Origin of the sequence: Sulfitobacter aestuariivivens (genome assembly GCF_014763045.1) — a bacterium.
GTDB classification, from domain to species: Bacteria; Pseudomonadota; Alphaproteobacteria; order Rhodobacterales; family Rhodobacteraceae; genus Sulfitobacter; species Sulfitobacter aestuariivivens.
Window position 1 is genome coordinate 1,539,039 of record NZ_JACTAG010000001.1, and the last position, 14,342, is coordinate 1,553,380.

Below are 14,342 nucleotides of genomic sequence, written 5' to 3' on the forward strand. Positions count from 1 at the left end.
AGCATCCCAAGGCGGATTCCGGACCTTCGCCGCGGCCGCACCATCGGCACCATCAAATCCGAAAGGCCACTGCATTAGCCTACTTCGAGATTTTCGACGGCCATGCCTCCGCAATTGAAATTACACTCCGTAGGGCACATGTTCCGGTTGCAAACATGAAAGATATTCCGATAAGCTCCACCTAGCTTGCGGATAGATCTTTCCGCTGTGGTTCGCAGCGGGTGAAAAAATTGTTCGGAGGAATTGCTCCTTCGTCATCTTTGCAACATTGTTGGAAATCCGTGGGTTTGCTCAACGAGTATCCGCAAGCGACTTAAATTGGTGACTTCTTAATGACGACCATGGTTTCTAGGCTTCAAGCATGTATTGGTCGTTCCGACCTTTCGAGCCTTCTAGGATTTAAGCCCAAAGCATTTGCGTATGTACTGTTTCATGTTGCCGATGCTGAAAAATATACCGATTTTGAAATCCCGAAAAAAAACGGCGGAGTTCGGGTCATCTCCGCTCCCATACCACAACTGAAACTCTTACAGTCGAGACTGTCAGAGTGCTTACAAACTTGTTTGGCAGAGATTGAGAAGGCAGACGGCGTAAAGGAGAGCTGCGCCATTTCTCACGGGTTCCGCAAGGGTCGTTCAATTTACTCGAATGCAGAAGTGCATAAGGGGCGGCGCTGGGTCTTCAATATTGACTTAGAAGACTTTTTCCCGAGCATCAACTTTGGACGAGTTCGTGGCTACTTTATCAAAAACAAGAACTTTGCGTTGAGTCCAGATGTCGCGACTGTCATCGCACAGATCGCATGTCACAAAAACGCCCTTCCTCAGGGAAGCCCTTGTTCACCGGTAATTTCGAATTTGCTAGCCCACATGTTGGACATGCGGATCAGTCGAATAGCTAAGAAAGCGCGATGCAGTTATACTCGATATGCTGATGACCTGACGTTTTCATGTAGTAAAAAATTATTCCCAGATGGCATAGCACAACTGAGCCAAGCCGATCAGGGTGTCTGGATTCCTTCTGACAAACTTAGGCACACAATATTTTCGTCGGGTTTCAAGATTAACAAGTCTAAGACAAGAATGCAGGTGTATTGGTCTAGGCAAGATGCAACAGGTTTGGTGGTCAACGCGAAGGTCAATGTCCCGAGAGAATACGTAAAAACAGCCCGAGCACAATGCCACCAACTGATCACCAAAGGGTCGGTATTCAATAAAGAAGAGTTATGGGGACAAGATGTTAAAGTACCATACGACCCGGCCAAATTGCAGGGGAAGCTAAGTCACATCTTCAACATCAAAGGCCAAGACCTAAATTTTGAACGACAAAAAGGCTCACTAAAAACGTGGCCAAACTTCTATCGCGATTACAGGTCGTTTCTAGACTATCAAAGTTTTGGAAGCAGTCCCAAACCGGTGTTTTTGTTTGAAGGAAAGACAGACAACATTTACATTCGGTGCGCTTTGAACTCGCTAGCAGCGGACTATCCAGAATTAATCTCAGACGGCGCGCCAAAACAACTCATGGTCCGCCTTTTTAACTATTCAAGGCCTACCAATGCCGTTCAACAACTGGCTGGTGGAACAGGCGATCTCCAACTTCTTATAAACAACTATGAGTTACGGCTCCGAGGGTTTTCTGCTGCAACGTTGGCTTTTCCAGTTATCTTAGTTGTCGACAACGATAAGGGTTCAACAGACCTGTTTAAAGCCGCCGGGAGCAAGTCAGATACCAAGGCGAAAGTTGATGGATCACAACCGTTCTATCACATTACGAAGAACCTTTATCTCGTACCGACACCCACACCGAAAGGGATGGTAGAAAGCTACATTGAAACCTTTTTGCCCAACAGCGTTCTAAAAAAGAAGCTGGGGAAAAAGACGTTTCACCTTCCGGAAAAAGGATTTGATGTCACGAAACACTTTGGAAAGGTGCTGTTGGCTGAGCAGATCGTTCAGCGTCAACAAAAAGCTATCAGTTTTGTTGGCTTCAAGCCACTCCTCGATAACATGCGGGCTGCTATGCAGGACTACGCTGCAAAGATGGCACCATGAACTGCGAAGTTGCAACATTGAGAGGTCTTAGAATGGGATTTCATCATCCAACGATCTACTGCTTGAAGAAATCTCCGAAACCTCAATTTTCCCCGAAGTCAGTGAAAAGCTAGCCTCAGAACTTCCAGCTATTCGATGACGCCGAGCGATCTTCTGTGCTGCGGGGGTGAAAGGCTCGTCGCCTTCGGTAGTCACTAGTCCGACCTCAATGTAATAACTCATCAATCGGTCTAGATTTGTTTTCGAAATTTTGAATTTGCCTGAAGTATCAATTCCGGAAACCTCACCAGCCAAGGCGGAACCAATTGCGATGCACGATTCGTCTTCGTCAATATGGTAAAAATATTGATCGTTCCAATCGTTTACACCCCACTTCAGATTGCCGTGGAAGACTGTAAAGGCTGATATCCAACTACATTCGATCTTGGCATAACTTCCAGCGCTTGGGGCGGAAGCGTAACCACCTGATTCAGTTGCGGGCATCAAATCCAAGCCGACCAAGTCATTGGCTTCAGGTATTTCCGGCAGTGGGACGTCAATCTTCAATCGGCCAAGGGCCTCCTTGAAGGCTCTGTTTTCTTTGCGCACTAAATGAAGTTCTTCTAGCGCTTCCAAACTCGCAGTTGTGTCTCCTCGCACCCAACCGACTCTGGGCTTAGTCGCTTTTGCATTGTCGAGTGCCTCGCGCACAGCGAGTTTTAATCCCTCCACTGACTTCCAAGTTTTTCGCAAACGACCTTTTTCAGCTTCCGCAATAAAATCCTTCAAACGTTTCTTGCCAGAGGATGTTTCCTCAGATTTGTCGGCTTCAATGCGCCCGGGTTCTTCGTGAAGCATCACCAATATTGGGATTCCCTTTGAGGCAGCGTATCGAAATTCTTTGTGGGTGTAACTAATACCATCTTCCGCAACCGAGCCGTATCGGCCAGCGATAATGAGGATGTAGTAATCACATTGATCAATAAGTGTTTTGATGAATTCAAACTGATCTTCATCTGCGGCGGGGAACGATTCCATCTGAACCGGAAAATCTCCAGTGCTGATAACTACATCCTGCACAGCTCGTCGTTCAACTGTTAGATCAATGAAAGTGGAGCTTATGAAAACTTGATAGCGCTTTTCGTTCAATGTTGTTCCTCTTCGGCGGCAATCTTAGGTTAACGCCTCATGATCTGAAAGCCAAATACTTGAAGTTCAGTCTATGTCCATTCCCGCGTGCTGCACTGCAGCAATAGTGCGCCCAGCAAACGGCAGCAATGGGCCGACTAGTTTGTCGAGTAGCAACCGTCAGTCTGCAGCACTTGCCCCTCCGACCAAAATTCCATCTTCAAATACGGTCGGAGATGCAACCGCGCAGTTGGTCCAGAATTAGGTGTGGCCGCTGTTATGACGTGTGACCCGTCGGCATTTTCGTCAACCAAGACCCGATACTCAGTTGCGCTTGTGTCGGGATTTAGCACCAGTGTGGGTGCGCCGGGCGAATAGACCACGAGGTACTCTCTTCCAGGGTTTTCGCAAATTAGCCGAGTTTCGGCGCTAGCAGCACCGAATGGACACAGTACCATCAATGCGCACCAAGCCAACTTACGAAGATCTTGTCTCATAATTCTCTCTTCTACCAGAAACGTCTAGGAAATCTGTACATCGGCGATAAGCATGCAATCAATGTTGTAGCTCGAATTAGCGTCTTCTCACGGCAGCGATGGACTGACTACGAATGTCGGCTATGTGGGCTGCCACCGAGGCGATGGATGACCCTAGCCGACGGCAACTCTGGGCCGTTCTTTTGAGTGTCAATTTCTGCTTCCGTCACCGCCCCGCCCTAACCTAAGAGCTACAGTTCAAACTGCCGTGCCAAACTCAGCGTCTCTTCCTCTTCGACACCCAGATAAAGCTGTGTCGAGGACAGCGACTTGTGGCCCAGCATGATCTGGCAGGCGCGCAGGTTGCCGGTTTTGCGGTACAAATACGCTGGTCGTGATCGTCGGATGGAGTGGGTGCCGTAGATCTCTGGGCTGAGGCCAGCGTAGCCGATCCACTTCTTCACCAGGTTGAGGTAGGCGCGGTCGCTAATCTGCTTCTCTGGCCCGCTTCCCGGCCTTGAGCTGGTAAACAGCCAGTCGGTCGACATGAGATCCTCTGCCTCGATGTGACGCCATAGGAGCTTCTTGGTATCGCGGCAGGGTTCAAACACAATTGATGCCTGCGCGCGAGCTTTGGTTTTTGTCGGCTGCACCCGCACCTTGTCGCACAGCTCACCCGAGACCATAACATCCGTCACCCTGAGCCGCACCAGGTCAGCTCCGCGCAAACAGCTGTCGATGGCTAGCGAGAACATCACCTGATCGCGCAGCAGTGCCCGTTCGGCCAACACGCCCCTGATGGTTGTCACCTGGCGAGAGGTCAATGCCGGTTTCGGGCCGACGATTTTGCCCCTGTTCCAGGCTGATCTCTGTTTGGATTTTTTGACCATATTTGCTTCTGCTTTTGGCCCATTATACCCTAAAGCAGAAGAATTGCGAGCACCTGGTTGAGGAAACCCTTATGTTTCAACGGCTAAGAGATGCAAAGCACTTCCGCTTTTAACAAGAAGCGGAACAAGTCTGCTAGTGGATAATTGGCGGCAATGCGGGACAAACCTGACTTTCGACTTTTGGTCTTTGCTAGCGCAGCATCGCTTTGCGTGAGCGGCAAACAATTCACTTTAGCACCGTCTAAGTCGTCGAAGCGGTCCTTGCCGACGCATAAAAATGCAGGGATGCTAACTGAGCGCTGCTGCACTGATCGCCAATCCGATCAGTAGATTAAATTCGGCAGAATGCCCGAAGCAATAATGGCCGGATCAAGTCTACTCGTCGCCTTCAAAAACATCCGGCAAGACCCGCGACAAAACGCCAATGAGAAAAGCTGTACTGATCCCAAACGTCAGTAAGCCTGTGATCGCACAAAAGGTTGCGACGATCCGTGCGTCGGGACCCAAAACGATGTCACCATAGCCCAGCGTCGTATACGTCACCGTCGCGAAGTAGAAGCTCGTTACCAAGTTCGGCAGATCGGTGATCCACAAAAATGCCACCGACCACGTCCAGATTTGCAGCGTGTGCGCCGACACAAGCACGAATACGGCGAATGAAAGCAATGCCACCGGCTGCAGGCGCGGCCATCTGGTGGCATCAAACATACCCGCTAGTTTCGGAAAACATGGAATGCTGAATGCGATAGTTCCGATATGTACGAGTGCGCTGAATGTCAGCAGTCCGGTTCCAAGAAGAATTTGTTGGACTGCGCCCATAGTGTGTTCCTCTTTTTGGGTCTAAGATTAGGTCAACATGGATAGAGACACAGACTTTGATTAGGGGCAATTACTATGACACGAAACGACTTGATTAGAGTTCTCAGCTTGATCGCAGCGATGGTAAGTACTAGCGCACTTGCTCAAGATGCGACCCCGCGCCCTGCCAAGGTGGCTACCGTAGTCGCGTCTGACACCGTAATTTCGCGCAAATACCCCGCCGTTGTGTTGCCGTCGCAAGAGATCGAACTGTCGTTCAAGGTGTCGGGCCAAATCATTGAGCTGCCAATACGTGCGGCGTCTAATGTGAGCGCAGGAGACACCATCGCACAGATCGACACACGCGACTTTGAGAACCAGATTTCTCAACTCCAAAGCAGTCGTGACCAAGCTACAGCACAGCTTGAGGCCCTAAGAGCAGGCGCACGACCCGAAGAAATTGCAGCCCTAGAGGCCGCCGTTGCATCGGCCCAAGCGCAAGTAGAGCAAACAACCGATGCTTTGACACGCGCCGAAGCGTTGCTGGAGCGGGGCGTGGCCACGCGGGCGCAAGTTGAAGGTGCACAGGCAGAAGCGCGCGTAGCACAAGCGAATTTGCGGGCGCAGGAAGAGCAACTGCGGATTGGCGAGATCGGTGGGCGTCCGGAAGAGATTGCAGCGTCTGAGGCGGTTTTGCGCGGGATCGACACCCAGATTAAGGTAGCGCGGGACAATCTGTCCGATGCGACACTGACCGCCCCTTTTGATGGCATCATCGCGCGGCGCGATATTGAGAATTTCTCAAACGTATCCGCAGGCCAAAGCATCGCCCTGCTTCAACGGTTGGAAGTTGTGCATTTGGCTTTTGATATTCCAAGCATTGATGTCACCGAACTTACCCGCAATGGACCGGGTAGCATCACCAACATTGCCACCTTTAACTCCTTGCGTGGTCAAGAGTTCGAGACCGAACTCGTAGAGTTTTCTGTGCAGGCCGACAGCGCTACACAAACCTACCGTGGTCGCGTTTCAGTGACTGTACCTGAAGGGGCCGTTATCCTGCCCGGAATGGTTGCGAGCGTTATTTCTTCTACACAAGGATCAGCTGCGCAGGTCGCAGCACCTCTTTCCGCCATCGCAGCAGAACCCGATGGGTCACCCTTCGTCTGGTTGGTGTCGGATGATGGCAAAGTCTCTGCACAAAAGGTGTCACTGGGTGAAGCAACTGGTGCAAGCGTCGTCATCAGCGAAGGGTTGTCTGATGGCGATACCATCGTGTCAGCCGGTGTCAGCGAGATAATTGACGGCATGACCATCCGTCCGATCACACGCGTGGGGAACTGATCAGATGGATTTGGCCCGTTTCGCGCTTGAAAAGCGCCTGATTTCCGCTGTTGCGACGGTGCTGATCCTGCTGGCAGGTTATTTCGCCTATACTGCTTTGCCCCGATTTGAAGACCCCGAGTTTGTCATCAGACAAGCCCAAATCGTCACGCCTTACCCCGGTGCATCGGCTGAAGAAGTCGCCGAAGAAGTAAGCGAAGTTGTCGAAAACGCGCTCCAGCAGTTACAAGGCATTGATGAGGTGCGCTCTGTTTCCGCACCGGGTCTCAGCACAGTCACTGTTGAGTTTACGATTGCCGCAACGCCCAGTTACACTGAGCTGGATCAGGTCTTTGCCAAGATGCGGGCCAAGATATCAGATGCAGGATCGCAACTGCCGCCGAATGCGTTGCCCAGCCAAGTCTATGATGATTTTGGAGATGTCTACGCCCAGTACTATGCGATCACAGGCGATGGCTTCACCATCACCGACCTTTATGAATACGCCAAAGATTTGCAACGCGAATTGGTCACCGTCGAAGGCGTGTCCAAGGTTGTGTTGAATGGCGTGCAGGACGAAGTGATCTATGTCGAATATGAGCCAGCTCGGCTGACAGAGTTGGGTCTTGCGCCCTCGCAAATCCAGCAGCTGCTCGAAGGGCAGAACCTAGTCACGCCCGCCGGATCAATCGTAGCGGGATTATCCCGTCTTAATGTGCGACCGCAAACCGCTGTGGGCTCGATTGAAGCGATCCAAAACCTGCTGATCACGAACGCGCAAACCGGGACGTCTTTCCGTCTTGGCGACATCACTACGGTCTCGCGTGGATTGAAAGAACCCAGCAGTTCCTTGCTGTTCCGCAACGGCGAACCTGCCATTGGCCTTGGTATCTCCAATCAGCGCGGCGGCAATGTCGTGAACATGAGCAACGCGGTCAAAGACCGCATTGCCGAACTGTTTGATGAACGCCCCATCGGCATCGACGTGTCGCCGATCTCGGATCAAGGGGCGGCCGTCAAATCATCGGTAGATGACTTTGTCGTCAACGTGGCGCTAGCTTTGGCCATCGTGGTTGGCACATTGTTGATCTTCATGGGGTTGCGATCCGGCATTTTGATGGGGGGCATCTTGCTTGTCACCATCGCAGGCACGCTATTTGGCATGTACCTTTATGGGCTGAATATGCAGCGCATTTCGCTGGGCGCGCTGATCATTGCGCTTGGTATGTTGGTCGATAACGCCATCGTTGTTGTTGAAGGTACACTTGTACGTGTGCAGCGCGGCGAGGACGCAGCAAAGGCATCCCGGGCCGTGGTCAAGCAAACCATGTGGCCTTTGCTTGGGGGGACCGTGGTCGGCATTCTGGCTTTCTCCCCGATCGGTTTTTCCCCTGACAATACAGGCGAATATGCAGGTAGCTTGTTCTGGACTATTGGCATCGCGCTCTTGTTCTCATGGCTCGTCGCGATCTGGCTGACGCCTTACTATTGCACGGTTCTTTTGAAACAGGGAAAGGCAGATGCAGAGCCCAAAGAAAACGCGATCCTCAAGGCGTATCGGTCGTTCCTTGCGCTTGCCATCAAGGTCCGCTGGATCACTGTTGGCATCACCGTGGCGCTGTTCGTATCCGCCATCGCGATGTTCAGTGCCGTTCCCGCTGGGTTCTTCCCTTCCTCAACGCGCGATCAGTTTGTGATCGACTACTTCTTGCCCCAAGGCGCAGACATCACGCGCACCCAAGCGGACCTAACTGAAATCGCTGAACATGCGCGAGGATTGGAAGGCGTGACAGGTACCAACACAGTTGTCGGTGGCGGTCACCTGCGGTTCATGCTGATCTATGAGGCAGAGGGTGGAAACGCCGCTTATGGGCAAATCTTGGTCGATGTTGAGGACTACACCATCATCGACGGGCTACGGACCGATTTGCAGGCCCACATTGATGAGACGTACCCTGAATCCAACACCAAGGTCTGGAAATTTGTTTTGGGCCCAGGTGGCGGTTCCAAGGTTGAGGCACGGTTCTTTGGGTCTGATCCGGCGGTTCTGCGGTCACTTGCGGGTCAGGCCAAGACGATCATGTCTGACGCCGGTGCCATCGCTGTCAAAGACGACTGGCGCGAGCAGGTTCAAGTGGTGCGTCCCGTAATAGACATCGAAAACGCACGTCGTTTGGGTCTGACGCAAGGAGAGATTTCCAACGCAATTTACAGCCACTTGACAGGCACAACCCTTGGCCTTTACCGCGAACGGGATGAGCTGCGCAACGTCGTGATGCGCCCGGTTGTGGAGGCGCGTAATGACATTGGCCAGTTGCGCGACATCCAAGTCTTTAGTGCGGCCATCGGCGGCTATATCCCGATCAGCCAAGTCGTTGACCGTTTTGCTATCGTGTTTGAGGCTGGCAACCTGCGCCGGGTCGACAGAGCGTTGGCAATCACCGCGCAGTCCGACAATGCGCCCGGTGTTCTGTCAGGCGATCTTTTCGACGACGTCAAAGGCCCCGTTGAAGCCATTCCCCTCCCTCCTGGCTACAGCATGGAATGGAAGGGCGAGTTTGGCAGCAGCCAAGAGGCCAACGCAGGCCTTGCTTCAACTATGCCGCTGGGTTTTGGTGCGATGTTCATCGTGGTATTGTTCCTGTTCAACGCATGGCGGCAGACAATCATCATCTGGTTGGCTGTGCCGCTTGCCCTAATTGGCGTGATCTACGGTCTTGCGGGCACGCAAACCCCGCTTGAGTTCATGGCAATCCTCGGCATCCTGTCGCTAACAGGCATGTTGATCAAAAACGCGATTGTCTTGATTGACGAGACGGACACCCAAATCGCCGATGGCAAGGCGCGTATGGCAGCGGTGGTCGATGCCGCCGTCAGCCGCGTGAGGCCTGTGTCCTTGGGCGTTTTGACCACAGTGCTGGGTGTTGTGCCGCTGTTGTGGGACCCTTTCTTTAAATCCCTCGCGGTGGTGATTATCTGCGGCCTGAGCTTTGCAACGATCCTGACCCTGATTGTTGTCCCCGCACTTTACGCAATCTTCTTTCGCGTAAGCGGCGACGAAACAGCGACCGAATAGGGGCTTGATCAGGGCAGTATGCAACGTGATGCGAGGGTGACATGAAAGCGATACGATTGCCGCTCCTTGGCCTCGCCTTTGCTGCATCCTGCACGCCGGTGCCCGACCGGGTTGCCTTTTCGACGGCGGTCCCAGCGGCCAGTGTCCAGAACATCTATGTGACGACTGGACGATTACCAAGCACCGGTGAGGTTGACCTAAAGCAGGACAGAAACGCGAAAACGCGGTTTGTAAAATATGCTGTTTCAATCCCTCCGACCCATGCGCTTGGTCAGATCGAATGGCCAGATGAAACAGTCGACCCCAATACCGACTTTGCCGTCGTTGGCACCGATGATCTTGAAAACAGCAAAGGGTTCATCAATCGTATCAAGGCTGAGCGCGATGACGAGGTCGCCATCTTTGTACACGGCTACAACAATACCCCATCCGAGGCGCTTTACCGGTTCGCGCAAATCGGGCATGACTTTGAAATCACATCACCGCGCATTTTGTTCGCCTGGCCCTCTGCAGGTACGGCGACGGGCTATGTCTATGACCGTGATAGCGTGTTGTTTTCGCGCGATCCCTTGGCGGACCTTTTGACCCAGATCAGCAGGACAACGAATAAAGAAATCACCTTGATGGCGCATTCAATGGGCGCGCATCTGACGATGGAAGTGCTGCGCCAGCTTGCTATCACCGGTAGGCGGGACGTGCTAGATGATTTACGCGTTGTCGCCTTGCTTGCCCCTGACATCGACCCGGATATCTTTCGCGCGCAGGCAAGGGCCATTGGTACGCTTCCTGATCCGTTCGTCATTATGACAAGTAGTCAAGACCGCGCCCTGAACCTGTCGGCCTTCCTGAACATTGGCCGCCAAAAAGTGGGCGACCTAAGCCGTGCTAAAGACGTGGCTGGCCTCAACATCACACTGTTTGATTTCACAGCACTGGCAGATGGCTCAAACCTTGACCATCTGGTGCCGATGACATCCCCCGCAGCCATCGCAGTCTTGCGCGACTTAGTGCGATCAGACCGCAAAGGGCGCCCTGACCTGTCGCAATTCGACATTGCCCCAGACGGCGTCATCCGCGCCCGTGCGCCGCAGGGGTAAGCCATGCCAGAAATCATCATCCCCGCTTTCATCTCCGTCACACTAGGGTTTGTGGTGTTCTTTCTTGGCGTCTTCCTGACGCGCAAAATCACGGTTTTGGGGGACTACAACATCCCAGAGCCTGTCTCTGGGGGCCTCGCCGTCGCGCTGCTGACTTGGGTCTTCTTTGCACTCACGGGGCAGCAAATCACCTTTGACCTTGAGGTGCGAGACTATTTGCTGGTAGTGTTTTTCGCCACAATCGGTCTTAACGCACAGATTTCGGACCTGTTCAAAGGCGGGCGCTTGCTCGTTTTGCTTCTGGGCCTGACCCTCGCCTTCATGCTGCTGCAAAACCTCATCGGGTTGCTCGGTGTGACCCTGTTTGGTCTGCCCTCGGCGACTTCGGTTCTGGTCGGCTCGGCATCGCTCATCGGCGGCCATGGCACTGCCATTGCGTGGGGGCCACAGATCGAAGAGTTGACTGGCTTTGGTGCGGCACCAGAGATGGGCGTGGCCTCGGCAACACTTGGGCTGATCCTTGCGGCTGTGCTTGGCGGGCCGATTGCAAAGCGTTTGATCGACAGGAATAGTCTCAAAAGTGATCAGGCTGAAGGACCGATTGTCGGTCTTGAGTTTGAGGACAAAGAAAACCCAGACGACCTGATCAACCACGTGAGCCTGATGCGCGGCATGCTGGCAGTACATATCGCGATCCTGTTGGGCTACATTCTGCACCTCGGCATCATTGAGGCCGGTGTGAAACTGCCGCTCTTCGTGCCGTGCCTTTTGGTTGGCATCGCGATGTCCAACACCGTTCCCTATCTCTTCCCCCAGATCGCCTGGCCCGCTCGCACCAAATCCCTCGCGGTGATCTCAGACTATTGCCTGTCCGTGTTTCTAGCGATGTCCTTGATGGGCCTCCAGCTTTGGACCCTTGCCGAATTAGGAGGTCCGATCCTGGCTGTTCTGGTGTTGCAAGTGATCATGACCGTGGCCTTTATCCTGCTGATTTTCTTTCGCCTGATGGGCAGTAACTATCAGGGTGCGGTCCTCAGTGCGGGCTTTGCAGGGTTCACACTTGGGGCGACACCCACGGCTATCGCAAACATGTCATCCGTGACAAAACGCTATGGCCCTGCCCCGCTGGCATTTATCGTGTTGCCGCTGGTTTCGGCCTTCTTTGTTGATCTCGCGAATGCAGTGATTATCCAACTTTTCGTCAGTTTGTAGAACAGGGCATTTATCACAGGACTAAGTCGGCGGGTTGTTATTCGTTAGGAACGTACCAGCTATTACTCATCCATATTTCAACAGAGGAATTTCGATCATGAAGTATCTGGCTTTAATTGCGGCGGCCACGCTCACCATCGGCAGCGGCTCAGCCTCTGCCCAGTCGTCAAGCGTTCGAGTTTCGCCGGGCCATTTTTGTGCTCTAAGCAAATGCGTTCGGTTTTCAAGCGATCTGAACTCTGTCTCAATTCAAGGCCGTCGCGCGGTATCAGTTGCGACATACGGTCTGCGGAAAAACCCCGTCATCTCAGCCGAGGAGTTTCGGCAGATATTCAGCCTTGCGCTTCGCCAAAGCGGTGTGAACGGAAACAGAGGCTAGACCATTCGCCGGCCCTCGTTGCGAAGCTAGACCGCTAAATGCCTACTCTTTGCCATCGGATAGCATTTGCTTGAATGAGCTAAATCTGGTCTCACAGAGGGAAGCCACGTTGGCATTTAGTCATATCAAGGGACGCTTCAAATGCTTATGCCGAATTCGCCGAACCCTCAACGATGAGCCGGTCTCAAACCCTTCTGTTTGCGTCTCTCCTGACGATTTCGGTCGTCGCAGGATGGGGTGTGGTCGACCCTGATGGTCTGGTAACCCAGTCGTCATTGGTTGTGGATCGCTATTTTGAAAGCCGTGGCTGGTTTGTCATGCTTTCCGTCTCCGCAATGCTATTCATGTGCATTTGGCTGGCCTTCTCGCGCTATGGCAGCATTCGGTTGGGTGCAGATAATGATCGTCCCGAGTTTTCAACACCGTCTTGGATCGCAATGTTGTTCGCCGCTGGTATGGGCGTGGGTTTGTTGTTTTGGGCTGTGGCAGAACCTCTGACACACTTCGCATTTGCGCAAGAAATCATGCCTCCACCGATAGCGGCACAGCAATCCTTGCTCGCTACCAATTTTCATTGGGGCATACACGCTTGGGGCATCTACGGTGCCACAGCCCTCGCTATCGCTTATTTTACCTTCCGGCGTGGCGCACCGATGTTGGTCAGCGGGCCGATTGAGACGCTGTTTCCTGATGAGACTTGGGCCAAAATTGTCGGATGGCTGTCCGATTTCATGGCCATTGTGGCAATTGCCATAGGTGTTGGCGGATCCATCGCGATGGGTGTCTTTCAAGTCGCGGATGGTGTGGACATCATGATGGGCGGAGAACAGGCCAGCGGCACTTTAATCGCGATTGTCTTTGCTATCATGGTCGCCGCTTACTTGCCCCCGCTCATGGTCGATCTGGGTGCTGGCATGGCTCGACTGTCCAACACCGCGATGATCATCGCAATCGCATTGGTGCTCTATACAGTGATCCTTGGACCAACAGAGTTCCTTCTCAACTCTGTTGTGAACAGCTTTGGCGACTATGTCTTCGCGGCTATCCCGCGTGGCTTCCAAACCCTGACATTCTTTGGCGATGATCTGGGGGCATGGTTCCAGGACTGGACCCTCACCTATATGGTGTGGTGGATTGCTTGGGGGCCATTCGTCGGTGTCTTCATCGCGCGCATATCCAAAGGCCGTACAATCCGTGAATTCGTCTTGGGTGTCCTGATCGGCCCAACAGTCTTTTCCGTGATCTGGTTTGGCGCATTTGGTGGCATCGGACTGTTTGACGCCCTACGTGGCAGCGGCGATCTACTGGCACTCACCGGAACCAATGTGGAACGCGTCACCTTTGCACTGTTGGAACGCCTTCCACTGCCGACGTTGACCACAGCGGCGACAATTGTCGCTGCGTTCTTGTTCATCGTCACAAGTGTTGTAAGCGCCGCCTTTGTGTTGGGGACTTTTTCAACAGGGGGTGACCCCAATCCCAGCCCGCGCATCAGAATAATCTGGGGCGTGCTCTTAGGCGTGCTAGGCGCAGCAATGATCTTGGCGGGATCAATCGATGCCATAAAAAAGCTGATTGCAATCGGTGCTCTCCCTTTCGTGTTTGTTTGCGTATTGCTTTGTGTCTGTCTGATACGGGGCTTGCGTCAGGAGGTGACCAATGCTGATCGGTGAAACGGTTGATACGATACTGAACCTCTCAACCTTTGCGTTCATCGGCGCGATGGTCTGGTTGTTGATGCGGGCAGACAAGTAGGGAATCGTCGACTTCGTCGAAAACGGAGAAGAAGATTTGCTTAGCCCAAATAGTGTATCCTCGTGGAACCAAGAGTATGCTGCCCCCTTAAATCCATGAATTGCTGATTCACGTTCGAGCCGTGTAACCCACAGCAAAAGTGGGAATGATCGTCCGTCATATCATCTCAGAGCGA

9 protein-coding genes are annotated in these 14,342 nt (G+C 52.9%); 6 read left to right on the forward strand and 3 right to left on the reverse strand.

Annotation, left to right across the window (positions count from 1 at the left end):
• Positions 1–332: 332 nt before the first annotated feature.
• On the forward strand, positions 333–2,054 hold the full coding sequence (locus H9Q16_RS07590) for a retron Ec67 family RNA-directed DNA polymerase/endonuclease (RefSeq protein WP_191074713.1): 1,722 nt from the start codon (positions 333–335) through the stop codon (positions 2,052–2,054).
• 27 nt (positions 2,055–2,081) lie between these two features.
• On the opposite strand, the gene H9Q16_RS07595 is transcribed toward H9Q16_RS07590, so the two are convergent.
• The 3 genes from H9Q16_RS07595 to H9Q16_RS07605 form a co-directional block, all read right to left on the reverse strand.
• Positions 2,082–3,182 (reverse strand): DUF4062 domain-containing protein, encoded by a 1,101-nt coding sequence (locus H9Q16_RS07595; protein WP_191074714.1) that lies wholly within the window; start codon positions 3,180–3,182, stop codon positions 2,082–2,084.
• Positions 3,183–3,888: 706 nt separating this feature from the next.
• Positions 3,889–4,527 carry a tyrosine-type recombinase/integrase gene (locus H9Q16_RS07600; protein ID WP_191074715.1) on the reverse strand — a complete coding sequence of 213 codons (639 nt, stop codon included), beginning with the start codon at positions 4,525–4,527 and terminating at the stop codon, positions 3,889–3,891.
• Positions 4,528–4,902: 375 nt separating this feature from the next.
• Entirely contained in the window at positions 4,903–5,346 is a 444-nt protein-coding gene (locus H9Q16_RS07605) for an ion channel (RefSeq protein ID WP_191074716.1), read from the reverse strand.
• A 171-nt stretch (positions 5,347–5,517) separates the two neighbouring features.
• Here H9Q16_RS07605 and H9Q16_RS07610 point away from each other — a divergent pair, with 171 nt between their 5' ends.
• From H9Q16_RS07610 to H9Q16_RS07630, 5 genes are all read left to right on the forward strand, one after another.
• Positions 5,518–6,669 carry an efflux RND transporter periplasmic adaptor subunit gene (locus H9Q16_RS07610; RefSeq protein ID WP_191074717.1) on the forward strand — a complete coding sequence of 384 codons (1,152 nt, stop codon included), beginning with the start codon at positions 5,518–5,520 and terminating at the stop codon, positions 6,667–6,669.
• Positions 6,670–6,673: 4 nt separating this feature from the next.
• On the forward strand, positions 6,674–9,724 hold the full coding sequence (locus tag H9Q16_RS07615; protein ID WP_191074718.1) for an efflux RND transporter permease subunit: 3,051 nt from the start codon (positions 6,674–6,676) through the stop codon (positions 9,722–9,724).
• A gap of 41 nt (positions 9,725–9,765) precedes the next feature.
• Positions 9,766–10,821: an alpha/beta hydrolase gene (locus tag H9Q16_RS07620; RefSeq protein ID WP_191074719.1), complete on the forward strand. Its 1,056-nt coding sequence runs from the start codon at positions 9,766–9,768 to the stop codon at positions 10,819–10,821.
• Between the two features lie 3 nt (positions 10,822–10,824).
• Entirely contained in the window at positions 10,825–12,033 is a 1,209-nt protein-coding gene (gltS, locus tag H9Q16_RS07625) for a sodium/glutamate symporter (protein WP_191074720.1), read from the forward strand.
• Positions 12,034–12,585: 552 nt separating this feature from the next.
• Positions 12,586–14,085 (forward strand): BCCT family transporter, encoded by a 1,500-nt coding sequence (locus tag H9Q16_RS07630; protein WP_191074721.1) that lies wholly within the window; start codon positions 12,586–12,588, stop codon positions 14,083–14,085.
• The last annotated feature ends 257 nt before the right edge of the window (positions 14,086–14,342 follow it).